The 15,997-nt window shown below is 36.9% G+C and carries 15 protein-coding genes and 1 CRISPR repeat array (1 of these 16 only partly in view); all 15 genes read right to left on the bottom strand.

Translation table 11 applies throughout. The features are described from left to right. Nucleotides 1–25: direct repeats of the CRISPR family, unit length 35 nt (it extends 873 nt beyond the left edge of the window). 220 nt (nucleotides 26–245) lie between these two features. The 15 genes from cas2 (QOL23_RS01410) to QOL23_RS01340 all read right to left on the bottom strand — a co-directional run bounded on the left by cas2 (QOL23_RS01410) (nucleotide 246) and on the right by QOL23_RS01340 (nucleotide 15,991). Continuing rightward, entirely contained in the window at nucleotides 246–569 is a 324-nt protein-coding gene (cas2, locus tag QOL23_RS01410) for a CRISPR-associated endonuclease Cas2 (RefSeq protein WP_283399795.1), read from the bottom strand. Next, on the bottom strand, nucleotides 566–838 hold the full coding sequence (cas2, locus tag QOL23_RS01405; RefSeq protein ID WP_283399794.1) for a CRISPR-associated endonuclease Cas2: 273 nt from the start codon (nucleotides 836–838) through the stop codon (nucleotides 566–568). Before cas2 (QOL23_RS01405) ends, cas2 (QOL23_RS01410) begins: the two co-directional genes overlap by 4 nt. Beyond that, entirely contained in the window at nucleotides 835–1,773 is a 939-nt protein-coding gene (cas1, locus tag QOL23_RS01400; protein ID WP_283399793.1) for a CRISPR-associated endonuclease Cas1, read from the bottom strand. The genes cas2 (QOL23_RS01405) and cas1 overlap by 4 nt, the downstream gene beginning before the upstream one ends. Further along, nucleotides 1,773–2,072, bottom strand: coding sequence for a CRISPR-associated ring nuclease Crn3/Csx3 (gene crn3, locus QOL23_RS01395; RefSeq protein ID WP_283399792.1), 300 nt, complete (start codon nucleotides 2,070–2,072; stop codon nucleotides 1,773–1,775). Before crn3 ends, cas1 begins: the two co-directional genes overlap by 1 nt. Further along, nucleotides 2,065–2,886, bottom strand: a complete 822-nt coding sequence (locus QOL23_RS01390) for a hypothetical protein (RefSeq protein WP_283399791.1) — start codon at nucleotides 2,884–2,886, stop codon at nucleotides 2,065–2,067. Before QOL23_RS01390 ends, crn3 begins: the two co-directional genes overlap by 8 nt. After that, a complete protein-coding gene (locus QOL23_RS01385) occupies nucleotides 2,876–4,024 on the bottom strand; it encodes a Card1-like endonuclease domain-containing protein (protein WP_283399790.1) in 1,149 nt (382 codons plus the stop codon). Before QOL23_RS01385 ends, QOL23_RS01390 begins: the two co-directional genes overlap by 11 nt. Then, nucleotides 4,008–4,799, bottom strand: coding sequence for a CRISPR system precrRNA processing endoribonuclease RAMP protein Cas6 (gene cas6 / locus QOL23_RS01380; RefSeq protein ID WP_283399789.1), 792 nt, complete (start codon nucleotides 4,797–4,799; stop codon nucleotides 4,008–4,010). Before cas6 ends, QOL23_RS01385 begins: the two co-directional genes overlap by 17 nt. Continuing rightward, entirely contained in the window at nucleotides 4,789–6,084 is a 1,296-nt protein-coding gene (gene csm5 / locus QOL23_RS01375) for a type III-A CRISPR-associated RAMP protein Csm5 (RefSeq protein WP_283399788.1), read from the bottom strand. Before csm5 ends, cas6 begins: the two co-directional genes overlap by 11 nt. Then, the gene (gene csm4 / locus QOL23_RS01370) at nucleotides 6,078–7,040 is read right to left on the bottom strand and encodes a type III-A CRISPR-associated RAMP protein Csm4 (protein WP_283399787.1); all 963 of its coding nucleotides are present in this window, start codon (nucleotides 7,038–7,040) and stop codon (nucleotides 6,078–6,080) included. The genes csm5 and csm4 overlap by 7 nt, the downstream gene beginning before the upstream one ends. Next, on the bottom strand, nucleotides 7,027–7,779 hold the full coding sequence (csm3, locus tag QOL23_RS01365; RefSeq protein WP_283399786.1) for a type III-A CRISPR-associated RAMP protein Csm3: 753 nt from the start codon (nucleotides 7,777–7,779) through the stop codon (nucleotides 7,027–7,029). Before csm3 ends, csm4 begins: the two co-directional genes overlap by 14 nt. 21 nt (nucleotides 7,780–7,800) lie before the next feature. Beyond that, complete coding sequence (gene csm2 / locus QOL23_RS01360) at nucleotides 7,801–8,262, bottom strand: type III-A CRISPR-associated protein Csm2 (protein WP_283399785.1); 462 nt, start codon at nucleotides 8,260–8,262, stop codon at nucleotides 7,801–7,803. Continuing rightward, nucleotides 8,234–10,912 carry a type III-A CRISPR-associated protein Cas10/Csm1 gene (cas10, locus tag QOL23_RS01355; protein WP_283399784.1) on the bottom strand — a complete coding sequence of 893 codons (2,679 nt, stop codon included), beginning with the start codon at nucleotides 10,910–10,912 and terminating at the stop codon, nucleotides 8,234–8,236. Before cas10 ends, csm2 begins: the two co-directional genes overlap by 29 nt. A gap of 840 nt (nucleotides 10,913–11,752) precedes the next feature. After that, nucleotides 11,753–13,435 (bottom strand): radical SAM protein, encoded by a 1,683-nt coding sequence (locus tag QOL23_RS01350; protein WP_283399783.1) that lies wholly within the window; start codon nucleotides 13,433–13,435, stop codon nucleotides 11,753–11,755. Beyond that, on the bottom strand, nucleotides 13,416–14,585 hold the full coding sequence (locus tag QOL23_RS01345) for a cation:proton antiporter (protein WP_283399782.1): 1,170 nt from the start codon (nucleotides 14,583–14,585) through the stop codon (nucleotides 13,416–13,418). Before QOL23_RS01345 ends, QOL23_RS01350 begins: the two co-directional genes overlap by 20 nt. Further along, nucleotides 14,585–15,991, bottom strand: a complete 1,407-nt coding sequence (locus tag QOL23_RS01340; RefSeq protein ID WP_283399781.1) for an NAD-binding protein — start codon at nucleotides 15,989–15,991, stop codon at nucleotides 14,585–14,587. Before QOL23_RS01340 ends, QOL23_RS01345 begins: the two co-directional genes overlap by 1 nt. Between the last annotated feature and the right edge of the window lie 6 nt (nucleotides 15,992–15,997).

Raw genomic sequence — 15,997 nt, 5'->3', positions numbered from 1 at the left:
CTTCCATTTTTCAGGGCATTTCAACAGCACCTTTCATTATACATTATTTTTCTTACGCCTCAAAGTAGGTGGATTTTTATAATTATCTAAAATTCCTTGCGAAGAAATACTTTTCGCCAAACACCCTTTAAGGCATTGTAAGGCAATGTCTTGTTTATTCCAATTTTAGAATAACCTGATACTCCTTAAAACCCTTCTTCCCCATATTCATCTTTCAAAGAACTAACCTTAATTCTACCATAATCTTACAAAAACATATCTCCAAGAATGTTTATTTCTTTGCCGAGCCGAACAATTTTACTTTCACTTCCTGCGTCTATTGGGTAAATGTAAACTTTGTCAGTTTCCTTTCTTAAAATTTTTTCCACCCTTTCAATTAACTCTTCGTACTGTCTGCTTTTAAGAACCACTTCAAAAACGCTAAGTTGCGTTCTTATTCCGTAGTCGTAGAGAACTCTCATTATTTTAGTTCTTCTCTTTGCAGAATTCCTTTTTTCTACATACGAATCATCTTTAACGCAAACGTCATAGGCTACTACAAATCTTTTTATCCTTTTAGGTAACCTCATAGCACCACGTTGGGATTATCTTCATCGGCGTTTTTTCCTAACTTTCTAACAAAAGGGGCAGCATAGTCGCTAATGGGGAAAAAGAACACTTTGTCAGTTTCCTTGTCTATTAAGTCGTCAATCTTTTTAATTAAATCAGCGAGTTGAATTTTACTTGCTTCTATTTCAAAGCAGCTAAACTGCACTCTTTTACCGTATTCGTTTAAAAACTTTATTAGTTTGTTTCTTACAGAGTCTTCCGAAATGTCGTATGTAATTAGGTATCTCATTTTTTGACCTCTTCCTTTAACCAGTTAAGAAAAGCTATTACTTCTGACATAAAAGCTTCGTCTTTACCGTGAATTACAACGTCTGAAAAAAGTTTAACAAAAGATTTAAGAGCTTCAGTTCTAAGAAACATTCCTCCTTTGTCCTTTGAAAAATCCCCCTCCTCAAAAAACTCATCATTCAAAGCTGTAAAAACGAACTCGGCAAGGCGCGGTCTGACAATTTCCATAACATCAGAACAAAGGGCAGCGTGTTTTCCTCTCCTTATATGGAAAAATCCCAGGTAAGGGTCAAAACCAAAAGAAAGCACCAGCGGGTGCATGATTGAGTAAAAAATTGAGAAGCTCAAGCTAAGCAAAGCGTTAACTGGGTCAGGTGGTGGATAATATTCCCGCCTTTCAAAGTAAAAGGGGCTTTCGTTAAAAGAGGAAAATTTCCCGTAAAGGTATCTGCTTATGTTCCCGTCAATTCCCAGAAGAGACTGGAGGTTTTCAGCAGAAAGTATAGAAGCCCTTATTCCTTCAGCCCACTCATTGAGATTTTCTGGTTTCAAGTTTCTGGAAGCGTAAAGATTGTAGATAACCAACTTTGTTACTTCTAATTTTCTTTGCAGAAGTTCTTTTGTTATTGCTATTTTTCTTTCTTCATTGCTAAAGGTTAAGTATTGGTTCATTCTAATGTTATTATCGCTTCCGAAAAATTCTGGATAAACAACGCTAACGAGCCTTCCGTATCGATTTAAAAGAAATACAAACTTTCCTCTTGAAGAAAGGAGTCTTATCGCAGGAACAGTAATGTTAACTGTTCCGAACAGAAATACATGCTTGATAATACCTATCGGTATTTGAGTTTTCCTTTCTGTTGTTTCTACTATTAGGACGTTACCTTTTCGTGAGATGCATGCTCCTGGAGTTGTCACAAAAAGGTAGCCCTTCATTATTTCTCCATAAATTCTATTACGTCCCCCTCCCTTATCTCTTTTGTATGTGACTGAACCACAACAGCTCCAATTCTTGGGTCAAAAACAGCAACCCATTTAGCAGGATGAAAGTGATGGATAAGCCTGCCGTAGAACCAAATAGGACCTCTGCCGCTTAAAATTACTCCTTTTCCATATGGAACAGGAGGAAGTTCAACGCTAAAGGCTTCTTTTGGAGTGGTTACTCCGTCTTCAATTTCAAACTCTACTAAAACTGCTTCTCCGTTGAGAATTTCTTTTTTGGAAAACCTAATCATCTGTAACTAACCTCACGTTGAATGATTTTATATCGTAGTTATTAGTAGATACGTACTGGAACTCTCTATCAAAATTGGTAACTGTTAAGATTGCACCTACGATAGAAATCGTTTTTTGACCGCCAGTAACATCAACAATTACTTCTCTATCTTTATAACCTAAACATTTTAAGAACTGGAAGAGCTTCTCATCGAGAATTTTTATAAGTTCTTCTCCATTCTCAAAATCAACAGTAGCAAACTTTTCCACAGAAAATGTTTTACCGAAAACGACTTTAATAAAATCTTTAAACAAATCAAAATAAGTTTCTGATTCTTGTGAAGTTATAACAATAACTCTTTCCAGTTTAGGAATGTGATACTCAATCGCATCCAAAGCCATTCGCCAGTTTTTGATTTTTAAACCATTAACAGCTTCCTTTATATCTTGAATGTTTAGGTTATTAGCCATTTCGCTAACTTTTCTAACGTCTTGTTCCACTTCCTCTTTCGTTCCCCAGGGTTTACTCAAGAACCAGATTAAAACTTTCTTTTTCCGAGGTTTATCAGCATCCACATCGAATCTAAGGGGTGAATATAGGATTCGCCCTAAAACAACTAAAGATAAAAGTAATACAACTGAAGTACTAACGAGTTTTAATCCCTGTGTTCTGGTTTCTTCATTTAAAAGCATAGAACAACCATCGGGGAACCATCCAGCAATCAACGATAGTACAAGGAAAATACCAGCTGAAATAAGAGCAATTCCCCAGTTTTTGAAAAGGAATCCAAACTGAGAAATAAAAGCCTGCTTAAGTCCTGTCTTAAGCGCCACTTCTTCCTCCTAAATTTCTCTTAAGTATCTCGGGAGTTAGTATTTCTATGCCAAGCAAACTTGCTCTTTTGTGAAGGTACTTAAACGAATTGTATATCCGAAATAGTTTTTTGAATCTCTGGCCTTCTTCCGTTTTGTAATACTCATTCCAGGTAGAGGGAGCAACCTTATAAGGAACAGAAGGGGCGTTTGGAAAGTCTTCTCTCCGTGGGGGTGATTTCACGTAAATGTTTTCCGTTATCACGAGAAAGCTTTTCCCAAAATCTCCCCCAATCCTTTCTGTTAGTTCTTCAAGTTCGTAAAGGTGTTTAGCTATTTCTTTTACGTTTTTTCCAGTTTTGCAGGAAAAGATATGAAGTTGATTATGCTTTGTTGCCATAACGTCTATTTCGTTAATTACCCCTTTTTCGTACCATTCAACCTTTACTCCTATTCTCACGTCATAAAAGTTCTTTTTCAGAAGTTCTAAGAACGTAAACTCTTCAAGCCACTTTCCACCGATGTATTCTCTATCAAGAACGACGTATTTTCCGCCCCTATAAACAACAACTTCAAACTTTTTTGCTAAACCAGCAAACTCGTTGGGTAAAATCCGTGCAGAACCTTTTAGGTAAAGTTTTGTAAGAACAGGCAATAAAGATGGTTTAGAGGCGATGTATCGTGTTAGTTTTTCTCTCATTCTTATTTTTTCGTGGTCCTGCCTCTCTTCAACGATTTCAAAACCGTACATTTGAGAGTGAAGTTCAACATCTACAAGTTTTTGAGAGACTTTCTCCAAAAGGTTACTGTTGAAATCAATTATCTTTCCCTCTGGAGTGTAGTAATAAGCGTTTTCTTCGCCGAATAATCTGAAAAGAGCAATCGCTGTAAATTTTGTCCCGCAGTTAAGAAGTAAAAAAGGATTTTGTAAATCTTTCGTTTTTTCTTTAATGGAGTTAAAAGAATAAGGATTGATATTTCTCTCTTCAACTTCTATTCCAGCAAAAAGTAACGCCCTTTTGATTAACTTGGTGAAAATTTCTACTTTTGGAGTTGTGAGTAGAACAACCCTTTCAGGTCTTATCGTTAGCGCTGTTACAACAACGGGAAACACTTGCGTGGAGACAGGCGAAACCATTACCTTAAACGTCCTGTTCATCTCCTTCTCTTTTCTGTGCCAGTTTCACTTTTCCGAATCCCATTGTTGTTTTTCTCCCGACGCCGGCAAATTCGGCAAAGCGCGAAAGGGCGTTGAGTATTTTTAACTTTTCTTCATCAAATTTTGCTGCATAAAAGAAAACTCTTCCGCTAAAACCTGTTATTTTTGCTCCATTCATCAGTTCTGTCTTTTTGGTTTTTATCCAGCAGCCAGAAATTAAAACATTTTCTTTAACGAATGGAAGTAACTCTTTACCAGAAATTTTAATCGGAGAAAAAGCGTTCCATCTGTTTAGTAGGCTTTTAAACACGAGGTAAGGTTCTGGTAAAACGTAATCGTAACGTCCTTTCTTAAAGGTTGTAGGTGTCACGAAGTCAAATATCAATTCTTTTAAAGGTTTGGCTTTTGCCATTAAAGATTCAAAAGTTGTAACATCTTTGGCTTTCACAGTAGTTAACTCAATTTCCACTCCATCAACATTTGCGACTGGTGCTTTCTCTGAAAAAGTTTTTCTAAACAGTACTTGTGAAATTTCAGGAAACAGTTCGTTATTGAGGACGTTCATTTCTACCGTAAAAGAGAGTTGATTTTTGCTTGGTGATTTGAAGTAAACGGGGTAAAAAAGAGAAAATGGTTTAACTGAAGGAGTGTGGAAAATTTCTCCGACGTTTTCGGGAAACAAGGAGAAAAATATTCCATGAATTGTTTTGGGCTTTAAACTTGATGTGGGGATTTTCTTGTCAGCTTGAAACTTCAGCAAAAGCTTAATTGGCATTTTCTCTTTTCCTCACCTCTAATAAGCACCAGCCCATGGGTTTTCCGTTCAAAAGCCAGGTAGATGATGGGTAATTCTCATATTTTACTTTTCGTCCTTTTTTGCGAATAAGAATTGCTCTTAAATGTTCTTCTCCCACAGTTTTTGATAAAGCTCCAGCGTGGAAACCTAACTTTAAAAGGCTCTTGTTAGGAGAGTTTTTGTAGTCTGGAGGGACTTTGAGTTTCCAGTTTTGAGGTATGAGTTTTTTATTTCTTTCTAAAGAATAGGTTTTTGAAGCAAAAGTTTTAAGAGCTTCAACTATTAATTCTATAGTCAAATTCAGCTCTAAAGATTCAAACAGATTTTCTGCGCCTTTATATATGGTTATACTACCTTTGAATTTTGCACCTGGAGCTACATATTCAGTGAATATCTTGACATCGTCGCCCATTTTAGAGTTTTCAGGATGCCCTATTCTAACTTCTCCTTTCTCCATTTGAAAATCAGACACTTTTATAAAACGCATTAAATCTTTTGCTGTTGGGGGTGGTTTTTTTGAATGCTTTTTAAAAATTTCTGTTATTTTCTGTCTGAAATCCTTTTGCAACGCCCTTTCTACCAATGAATCAAAAATCTTTATGATTTTTTTATCATCTATTTCTTTCTTTGATTTTTCGGCAGTTTTTTTTATACATTCAACTTTAGCTTCGGCTTGTAGAAGCTCTCTGATAGTAACACACATATCTTCCAATCGGTTTAAAATCTCTTCCGACTTTTTTCTTTCCCTTAGAAATTTATTGAGTTCTTCAAAAAGGAATGGAAGAGTTTCCTTGTCTATTTCTTTTAAAGCGTTAAGTAAGAGTTTAGTTTCAAGAGCATTTCTTATGGCTCCTTTTATGGTAGAACCAGGAATGTAAGGTTTCTTTTCAGCGTCAAACTGGTTCCTAAAAATTTTCCTAATTTCTCTTTTTCTTTCTCCTGTTATTAGATTTTCCCAGGCTTTAGGGTCGCATTCTATTTTAAGGGAGTTACTTTTTAAACTTTCAAAACCTAAGTCAAAGGTTTCATCAATAAAAGTTCTTACCTTTTCAAGGTTTTGAACGTTTGAGGTAAGTAAATTAATGAAGGTGTAAAGTTTTCCTTTTCGTGATAAATATTCAGCAAAAGCGTTGGAATCTAATACAAATAAGCAACCATCTTTTAAAGCGTAATCTGTCAGGTAGTAACTTTCTCCTGTTGTGATAGCTAAGGGGGATTTTACAGTTATGGTAACTTCATATTCAACGGGTTTTAGCTTTACCATGGTTCAAACTCCAAAAAGAGTGGTAGGATTTTCGCACTATGTATAAAGCTGCTAAACTCTGGCTTTTTAGAAATGTTGAAACTCATTCCATATATTTTCTTTTTCTCTGAGGCTTTAAAAATAGAGCCTGCTTTTGTTAAAACGATTGGAGCTTTAAAAACAGACTTGCTGTTGATATCGTTAGGGTGCTTTGGATATTTCGTAAAAAACTCTGCGTAAAAGTCTTCTATTTCTTCCTCTTTTGGAAGTCCTGTTGAAAGAGAAATAAACGTTTTACTGTTTTCAGGTTCTTTGAATTCTTCCTTTTTAATGCTAACAATCTTAAACTTTCCTTTTCCCCAGGTTCTTTTTGCTCCGAATCCCACTACACCGATTGCTTCAAAGATTTTTTTAATCTGCTCAAACTTTATTCTATCAGGGTTAAACCTTGCATGAATTTCCACTTTAAAGCGCTTTTCCTTCTCTTTATCTATGTATCCAGCAAAAAATTCTTGATTTTCAAATAAAAGACCTTTCTTTGCCGTTCCAGTAAGCCTATCAATGGAAACTCTGAAAAAGGATTGCTTTTTCCAGGGGGAAACGAGGAAATAGTTTTCGATGGATTGTTTATCGGGCAGGGAGAGAAACTTTTTAAACAGAGAATCAGGAGTTTTGGCGCTTAAAAGCAGGTTTTTCTCAACAAATTTAAATTTCTTAAATTGTTTGAATTTCTTGTAAATTATAACGTCTTCGCTTTCTTTAGAGTATACCATTTGGGGCATTGGTAAAAAACCTTCCGGTAAACCATCAGAAAAAACTATAAACGGATTTTCATCAAAATCTTCCAAAAGCGCTTCCAATTTTTCTTTTCCGTAAAGGTAAAAGTACAACCAGCAGAATTGACCAAATAGCGTATCGCTTTGCAGTGGGGTTATGAAAGACGTTTCCGGCTCTAACGTAATTTTAATGGTTTCCATCTGTTGCCTCTTTGAATTGTTCCTTGAAGCTTTTCCAGATATCACTTTCCTTCTCTCCAATAACTGAAGTTACCTCTTCTATGTGGAATTTAACTTTTCCATAACCTCGTGAACCGCTGCCACCAAGTGAATCGGCTTCAATTAGTTTTAAACCTTCTCCTAAAAGTTTGCTAAAAGCTTCTTCGTTATCGTCTTCAAAAACTTTAAGTGCAAGTTTAAACTCAAATTCTGCGCCGGCAGGAACTCTTTCTGTATGTCTTGGGTGTTCTCCGGTTCCAGTTATTCTATTTATTCTCACTTCTGCTTTATCTTCAGTCATAAGCGGACTTACTTTTCTAAGTTTTTCAGCGTTAAATAACTTTAAGTCGTAGAACGATAACCTTGTAGGTGTAATGTTTTTTTCTTTTATCTTTTCTTTTACTTCCTCTTCGTTGGTATCTGCACCGGAAATACCGAACAACTTTAATATGTTAAGACCGTTTTCATCGTTGTCATTGAGAATTTTTGCACTTGAAGGACTACCATCAGGACTAAAAAATCCGTAATAGAGTTCTAAAAGGTGTCTCATCTTTCCTTTTAGGGAAGAACCGGGAATGTAAGGTTCTTGTGAAATAGGGTCTTTAACTACAGGATTGTCTATACCTCCTATTTGAATCTGACTATCTCCTGAGCCTATGTGAAGACCTGTAAGAAGTTTAATCTTGCCGTTAATTAAGAGGATTTTCTTTAGTTTTTTCATAACTTCCCCCTTACCTTCATATTAAAAATCAGCAGTATATCCAACGAGTGCCTCAAAGAGAACAAGAGAATCTTTAAGTTTGTTAAGTATTTTTTCAGAATCTTTTTCAGAAAGGATGTTGTCAACTATTTCTTCTATGAAAGCTTTGAAATATCGGCTTTTTATCTGATTCCTATTTGCATCGTAGTTTATATAAGCCTTTACTAAAGCTATTTTCATTGCTGCAGATTTTGAAGATTCTTCTGCTACTTCAAGTAAATAGTGGTAATAACGTCTTATTTGATGTTTTGACGGTTTATTTTTCCCTTCGTTTTTCATAGCTTCAACGATTTCTTCTTGAAGTTTTTTTCTTATTATCTCCGCTTTGGTTTGGTAAGAGCCATTCAGAAAATCTTTTACTAAAGATGCGACTTTACGCTTTATTTCTTCGTTGTAATTTGAATTTCTATTCTGTTTATGTTGCTGGTAACTTTGCTTTCCCATAGCGTCTCCTCCTGTAAAGGGCGATTACAAGTGGTATGTAAAAGAGGTTATCCTTTTCCTTTTTTTCTTCTTCTGATAGGTTTTCTGAGTATTTTTCTATCCATTTAATAAAACGCTTGGCGAGGTTTTCTTTGAACTCCTTTTCATCTTCCCAGTTTAGGTTTAATACTTCTTTAAATTGTTCTTCTTTCTCTTTTTGTAGTTTGGCGTTTCTTGTTATTAAGTAGTAAACAAGAGGTCTCCAGAGGAGGTTACGGGGATTTTCAATGGCTCTGTTAGCCATCCAGGAAATGTCCATAATTTTGTAAAGAGTAGAAGTAGTTAGAACATCCTCTTTCAATAAAAGTTCAAGAACTTCTGCTATTTCTAACAGTTTTTTAAGGCTTTCTTTTTTATGTCCTCTGATAGATTGGTTTAGAATGACTATACTGTTGCCTCGCCTGATGATTTCTTTTCCGCCTTTTTTATTTGTTATCACAGTTTCTTTTGCTTTTTTTAGCGCTGACTCGCCCAGTTCGGCTATCTGATATACAGGAGTGTGATGGTCAAAAAAGTGAATTCCAATGGAGATTGTAAGAGAAGGTCCTTCCGTTTGAATACCGCCTCCTGTGAATTTTCCAAATTCCTCTTTGATTTTTTGGGCAAGCAATGTGATGGAATACCAATCTCCTATTAAAAACAGGTCATCTCCACCGGCAAAGACACTGTAAATGTTTTTGAATTTTTCCTCTTTAAGGATTTTTTCGGGTAATATTTGAGAAAAGAAATAGTCAATCATTCTGCTTAAGTAAACTATTCGGGATAGAGAATAAAGAGAGAATTCTTTCTTTTCGCCTTTTTTAATGTCCTTTATCTTGCAGAATCCGTTTGAAAATATATATCCTAAAGCATCAACATCAGCTTTGAGAACGCCGAGGTAAGGTCTTCCGTAAATAGTATCTCCTTCTGTGTAAAGAGAATCAATTCCAATATGACAGAAAGTTTTTGGATTTCCATCTTTTACTTGCTTATTAAAATCCTTTTCGCTGCTAAAACATAGGTTTTTAATTGCTTGGAGTTTCCAATCTTCTTTTTCCAATTCTTTTTTATTTATCAGAGGGATATGGTTTGCCATAGGTTTAACGGGAAAACCATTAAAGTTGTTGTAGGAAAAGGAGTAGCAGTAGCAGGCATTTGCCTTTTCTTTGTCCTTCTCATTATAAAGTTCAAACATGGGCCACAGGTTTTCGGACTTCTTAAAGCAAATGATTTTCTTTTCTTCTTTTTCATCATTGGTTTTGGTGGAAAGTTTGGGGATTTTTTCGCCGATTTTTAAAAACATATAGCAAACTGAGCAAACTTTTTCTTCCTCTCCGTAGTCTTTTTCTCTTTTTCTAAGTTTGCATATGGGGCACAACGATTCTTCATCGGAGAAATTTTCTAAAAACTGTTTTTGCGCTGCGGTATTTTTGGAAAAAATCCACTTGTCAAGCAGCTTAAACCTTTGTTTTTGTTCTTCCTTGAAAAGCTCTTTTATCTTTTCTTGATAGTTCTCTTTTTGTAGTTCCTGCTCTTTTAGCTTTATGTAGGCAAACTTTAGCTTTATTTCACCGTAGAAGTTTTTCAGGAGTTTCCTGCTTATCTTTTCTTTTAGGTTTTTCAGTAACTCGTCAGAATTGCTCAAGTTGGGGAGTAAAAGCCAAGCTTTACCGCCAGCGTTAAAAAGGACTAACGAACTATTTCCTTTGAATGCAGAAATGATTTCGTTTATTACATTTTCAATTGCAAGAGAAACTCCAAGAGACCTTGCTCTTAACAGTTTCGCCCCAAACTTTTTGGTGTCTTTTATTTCCTGAAATATGAAAGATTGGATACCTGAGAAGTCGCAGCTTAACAGTATGAATTTTTCTTCTTCTGTTTGTTCAAATACGTTTTCATATCCTATTTCTTCGTGATAGATTTTTAAAGCAGTGGCTATTGCTGCAGTTGTAGATAGGTGGTCAGTTAGTGGAACGTCAGGGATAGGTAGTTTTCTATGGTGGTAAGTGTATGAGGGTACAGACCAAAAGTATTTAGTTATTAAGCTCTTTAAGGCGTCAAGGTTTTGGCTGAAGGAGGAGTTTTGTAAGGGGGGGATTTTTTTACACTCTTCAATAAACTTTCCCCAGATTTCTTTATAGTCGTCAGCTTCTACTTCAACTTCTTCTTTGGATTTTGGATATGCTGACTCTGGAGATAAAGCTTTAACTTCATATCTAAGTAGAGAATTTAACTCTTCTGGAGTTAAAACTTTAGTTTCATAGCTGATTTCTGAAAACACGGAGATTATAGGGTCTGAAATGTTTCCGGCTTTCTCTTCGTAATCTTCAAAGTATTCTCTATCAAGTCCAGAGCTAAGACCGTCTGCTTTTTTGAGAAGCATCAAGTCGTAATCTTTTCTTTTCCTGACGGAAGAGATGTTTTCGTGGTGTCTTCTTACTAAATCAGCAATTTTATTGATTTCTTCATTTCCCAAACCAAAAGCTTCTTTTAGGAAGGTGGAAAAAGATTTACTTTTGACAAGGTTAGCCGAATGTTCGTAATGAGCTCCACGTTTTTCCATTCTTTGTTTTACTTTGCCAAGGTCGTGTAACAGAGCTGCCAAAGTTATTATTTCTAAATCCTCTGACATATAAATCCCCTTACTGTTCTTTTGTGGATTTCTACTTTAACTCTACCAAAACAAACGTAATTTTTCAAATAGAAAAATAGTAAAGTAGGGATTTGACGTAAGCTTGCTTGATAGCTGTTAGAAATTGACTGAAAGAAGTTGCAATCCTTTCCATTTTTAGGGCAAGCAATATTGAGGAGGGGAACCTGTTTCCCCTCAAATTCCCCCCTTGAAAAAACATCCCTTCCATTTTTCAGGGCGTTTCAACTTTCCCTCTATTTTCAGGTCAAAAAGCTTCTCTTTCTTATCTGTCGCAATCCCTTTCGGTTTTCAGGGCGTTTCAACTAGCAAAAGCAAATGGATAACAACGAAAGGATTTCAGTCGCAATCCCTTTCGGTTTTCAGGGCGTTTCAACTAGCAAAAGCAAATGGATAACAACGAAAGGATTTCAGTCGCAATCCCTTTCGGTTTTCAGGGCGTTTCAACTAGCAAAAGCAAATGGATAACAACGAAAGGATTTCAGTCGCAATCCCTTTCGGTTTTCAGGGCGTTTCAACTATCTGATTAAAGATTGATTGATATATTTGCTTCATATTGTGTCGCAATCCCTTTCGGTTTTCAGGGCGTTTCAACAGCACTTTTCATTATACCCTGTTTTTCAAGGGTTTTGAAGTGGCTGGTTTTGTATTATTTTCTAATAATCGTTGTTAGGAAACAGCTATCGCCAAATAGCTTTTAAGACGTTGAAAGGCAATACTCCATATATTGGTTATTCAATATTGGTTGATAAACTTTGAAAATCCACCCTCTTGCCTTCCTTATTCTTCTTTTCAAAGAGCTTTTATTTAATTATACCACTTTTACGTTTTTATGTATTTAGAAAATTTCTCTAACTGCGGAAAGAGTGAAAGCAGTTCAACGTTGTCTTTGAAAGGTCTTTTCAGGATTATTTCTGAAGCTAACTTTTTTGAAATTCCCGGAATGTAGGAAAGTAGTTTGTGAGAGATTGTATTTACGTTTATCGGAACGGGAATGCCGATTACAGAGCGCTCTCTGTGTCCTACTACAACTACATTTACGGTTTTAAACAGCTCTAACTTTTCTGGAATTCTTACCAGTATCGGGTAGGTGCCTATCTGTCTTCCTAAAGTATGGTCGCCATCGTGGGCTTCTAGTAGAACGTCTTTTATTACCGTTCCGATGGGGAAGACTTTTTTCATCATAGGAAGGTCTATTTCTTCTCTAACCCATTCTTTAAACTTTTCAAATTCTTTCCTGTATTTTGTTTTTGTTCTTTTTACCATTTCTGCTATTGGCGTTCCTTCAAAGACTATGACCTGCCTTATGTTTATTCTTCTTAAAAGAAGTCCTTCATCAACTATGGACTTTAAAAAGTCTTTGTTTTTTTCAAATGTTTTTTTGGTTTCGCCGGGCAGTCCTACTAAAAAGTTTATTCCGGGAAGCAGTTTGTAAATTCCATCTTCCCTTTCTTTAAAGGCGCCGACTTCGTTAACGACTCTTATTGCTTTTTTTATGCCTTCGGGGTTAACTTTCAAGTAATTTCGTTTAATTACCTCTTCATCGGCAGTTTCAAGACCAAAGGGTGCTATGTCTCCTTCTGTGTCGTATGTGGCGATGCAGGTGAGGATTTTTCTTGACTCTTCAGGAAAGTGTTCAATCATTCCGGCGTTTACGTTGTCTATGTGAAGGGTTTTTATTTCCCCTAACTCTCTAACAGTTTTAAACAGCCTGCAAACTGCTTCTGGATTAGGTTTGGGAAATTCTTTGTCTGAAGGTATTGATAGGTAGCCTAAAATGTTTGGTTGTCTGCCGATTCTAAAGTATTTAACTCCGCTGTCTAGCAGCGCTTTTATCTCTTCAACGATTTTTTCGGGGTTCCTAAAATCCGGATGACCGTAAAAGCTTTCTGTGCAGTAGGAGCAGTGGTGCTTTCTTTCGCAACCTCTGTAAGTTTCAATTTCGCAAATAACGTAAGGGTAGTAAAAATGCTGTTTTACTATGAAAGCTCCTAAAGGTGCGAAAGCGTCTGCGTGCTTTGCTGTTCTTCTTTCGGTGAACGTTCCTTCTGGCAGCTCTTTTTCTTCTGATAGATACTTAGCAACGTAGTAAGCTGCAAGCTCAACGTCCCCTTTGCATATTAGCTGAAAGTTTTCAAACGGCAGAAGCTTAGCTTTTACCCCTCCTTTCAGGGCAAAGCCAAATTGAATCGGTCCCCCTACAACTTTATAGGCAGGTAAGTTGCCGATTTTTTCAATTTCCTGCCTCGTTATCGGTTTTCCGCCTAAATACCTTCCTGGAACGGTTATGCCTGTTATTAAGAAAAGAACGTCATGGTCTTCTAATTCTTTCCACTTTTCTGGATTTTTCCTTAAATCATCTATTGCGAAGTAGCTGATGGATTCTTCTGGAATTCCGCCCTTTACCAGCGCTCCCGCAACGTATCGGACGTAGGTTGATATGTAAGGCGGAACGCCCAGGCAGGTAGGTTCGTCAACGTATCCGTCAACTATTGCTACTTTCAATTTCTTTCTCCTTGATGAGCAGATTGAATAGAACAGGCGCAACTATGCCGGTTAGTATGGCAAACAGTATGAGAATTCCTTCGGTTTCTTCACTAATTAATTTAAGCTCTTTTCCTAATTCGGCAGTAACAACTACAAGGGTTAGAGGTGCTGATAAGAGCAGTCCAGGGGCGATTGTTTCTTTAAGTTTTAAACCTTCAAATGTAAGGATAAACGATGAGACTACTTTGATAGCCATTGAGAGAACAGTTATCGTTATAAGTAGCTTGAGCGTTTCTGCTGAAAAGTGAGGCATCTGGAAGTTGAGTCCTACGTAGATGAAGAAGATGGGAATGAGAAAACCAAAGCTTATGCCGGAGAGCTTTTCTTCTATACTTTCTGTGTCTTCAAAAACGGTTGAGAATATCATGCCGGCTATAAACGCTCCGATTATCGGTTCTATGTGTATTATTGATGCTGCGACGGAAAGCATAAACATTACGGCTAAACTGATTCTGACGCCTATTTCTGAAGGGTTTTTCTCAAAGAAGAATTTAAACCTGTTGGGGAACCACCAGACGAAGCTTTTTAGGAAAACAAGGACGAGCCTTGCCACCGCTAAATAAACTGCCAACTTCATTAAGCCTATCCAGAATTCTATTCCGAAGTGGAATTCGCTGTATAAAGAGTAAAAGGTAAGGACGAAGATACTGGTTACTTCTCCTACTATGCCTGCTGTGAAGAGCGTTTTGCCGAATTTTGTTGAGAGCAGGTTTTTTTCTCGCAGGACGGATACGACGATGCCGACCGATACTACTCCTATTGCTATTGAGATTATTGTGGGGAAGTGGAGGGACTTTCCTGCGCCGAAAGAGAGTATAAAGATAGTTAGCGGTAAAAGTAAATAGATGATTTTGGAGCGGGTTGGTAGGGCGTGGATTTCTTTTAACTTTACTTCAAGGCCGGCAACGAACATGAGTAGAAGGAAGCCGAAAGAAGACAGGAAGTCAAGCCATTGGCCAGGGTGGACGAGGTGGAGGGTGGATTTTCCTATAACGATACCGTAAAGAATTTCACCGACGGCAACGGGGATTCGCAGTAGCTTACTTAAAAAGGGAACGAACAATATGCCCAACGATATAAGTATTATTGCGCTTAAAGACTCGTTCATCATTCACCTACAGTAATAAGGATTGATGAGCATTTTGCCCTATGTAGCATATGGTAAGGGGGATATGGATTAAACCAATTAGTTTTTCTTCCTTTTCTTGCTCCTATTACGGCAAGGTTGACGTTTTTGCTTTCTTTTGCGAATTCCGATACAGGATTTCCTATTCTTACCTTAAATTCTATGGGGACTTTATACATGTTTGAGAATTTGGCTATTCTTTCTTTTAGTCCTTGAATTTTTGAGTTGTTTTCAGATACTGAAACGTAAAGTGCTGTAAGTTCGCATTTCCACATGAGAGCCATTTCTATTCCAGCTTCAAGTGCTCTAAAACTGCTAAATGAGCCGGATACAGGAACCAGTATCTTTTCAACGGGTGTAGTGCCTCGGGCTATCATTACTGGAGATAGTGTTTGGTCTGCGACTATTATAGGTAGAGTTTTAATTCCAAAGAATAGAGGTAATTCCTTGTACTTGTCTTCTAAAACTATGAGTCCGAAGTTTTCTTCTTTCAGGTTTTCTAAGAACTCCTTCTCGCAGTTCTTGAGCTCTTTTATGGTCTTTATTATTTTTCCTTCAAACTTAAAGCTTTCTGTTAATGTTGTTGAAGGTTTAAAGCAGGTATAAATGGAAACTTTTTGAAGTCTTGTTTTCTCAAGGAGGAAAAGCGCGTCCTTTAAAACTTCTGTCCTTTCTTCTGTTAGAAAGACTACTTCTTCAACTCCAAACTGCAGTGGAAATTGAGGTTCTCCAGAGCGGATTAATCCTGCTATGTATTTTAAAATTTTTGGTTCTCCTACTATAAGGACTTTATCGCCCGGTTTAACTATCGTTTTAGGCTTTGGAAGTATGAGTTTATCTCCTCTAAAGATTGCTACTATTTTCCACCTTCGGGAAGAGAACTTTCCTACCGGGTACCCGGCAATGATAGAGGTTGGCATTACCGTTACTTCAATAATTTCCCCTTTCCCTAAACCTATATTGGACGGCGAAACTATTCCTGATTCTATTTGTCTTTCTAATAGTGATGCCGTGGCGACGGCTTTGTCTACGTAGTCTATACCTTCTTTTTCGTAAAGTTCATCTTTTTCTGTGCTGTTTGAGACGGCAAAAATGGAAGGAACGTCAAATTCTTTTGCGATTCTGCAAGCGACTAAGTTAACTTCATCGTCTCCTGTGCAGGCAACAAAGGCGTTAGCTTCTTTAATTCCAGCTTTTTCAAGCATAAGCTTGCTCGTTCCGTCTCCCTGAAGTAAGACGGTTCGGTTTAAGGATTCTGAGTCTAAAAGGTTAATTATCTTTTTGAGTTTCTCTGGGTCTTCATCTATTACTGTTATGGACCATTCTTTTTGCAATCTTTTTATTAGTTCTCTTCCTACTTCACCTGCGCCAACGATTATCAGTTTCATTTTAGC

Source organism: Desulfurobacterium pacificum (genome assembly GCF_900182835.1).
GTDB lineage: Bacteria > Aquificota > Aquificia > Desulfurobacteriales > Desulfurobacteriaceae > Desulfurobacterium_B > Desulfurobacterium_B pacificum.
The sequence above is the reverse complement of the archived record's forward strand: the minus strand, read 5'-3'. Positions and strand labels throughout refer to the sequence as shown.

Excerpts from the sequence above, each read along its gene's own strand:
- cas2 (WP_283399795.1), bottom strand. The coding sequence starts at position 569 with ATGAGGTTACCTAAAAGGATAAAAAGATTTGTAGTAGCCTATGACGTT.
- cas2 (WP_283399794.1), bottom strand. The coding sequence starts at position 838 with ATGAGATACCTAATTACATACGACATTTCGGAAGACTCTGTAAGAAAC.
- cas1 (WP_283399793.1), bottom strand. The coding sequence starts at position 1,773 with ATGAAGGGCTACCTTTTTGTGACAACTCCAGGAGCATGCATCTCACGA.
- crn3 (WP_283399792.1), bottom strand. The coding sequence starts at position 2,072 with ATGATTAGGTTTTCCAAAAAAGAAATTCTCAACGGAGAAGCAGTTTTA.
- QOL23_RS01385 (WP_283399790.1), bottom strand. The coding sequence starts at position 4,024 with ATGAACAGGACGTTTAAGGTAATGGTTTCGCCTGTCTCCACGCAAGTG.
- cas6 (WP_283399789.1), bottom strand. The coding sequence starts at position 4,799 with ATGCCAATTAAGCTTTTGCTGAAGTTTCAAGCTGACAAGAAAATCCCC.
- csm5 (WP_283399788.1), bottom strand. The coding sequence starts at position 6,084 with ATGGTAAAGCTAAAACCCGTTGAATATGAAGTTACCATAACTGTAAAA.
- csm4 (WP_283399787.1), bottom strand. The coding sequence starts at position 7,040 with ATGGAAACCATTAAAATTACGTTAGAGCCGGAAACGTCTTTCATAACC.
- csm3 (WP_283399786.1), bottom strand. The coding sequence starts at position 7,779 with ATGAAAAAACTAAAGAAAATCCTCTTAATTAACGGCAAGATTAAACTT.
- csm2 (WP_283399785.1), bottom strand. The coding sequence starts at position 8,262 with ATGGGAAAGCAAAGTTACCAGCAACATAAACAGAATAGAAATTCAAAT.
- cas10 (WP_283399784.1), bottom strand. The coding sequence starts at position 10,912 with ATGTCAGAGGATTTAGAAATAATAACTTTGGCAGCTCTGTTACACGAC.
- QOL23_RS01345 (WP_283399782.1), bottom strand. The coding sequence starts at position 14,585 with ATGAACGAGTCTTTAAGCGCAATAATACTTATATCGTTGGGCATATTG.
- QOL23_RS01340 (WP_283399781.1), bottom strand. The coding sequence starts at position 15,991 with ATGAAACTGATAATCGTTGGCGCAGGTGAAGTAGGAAGAGAACTAATA.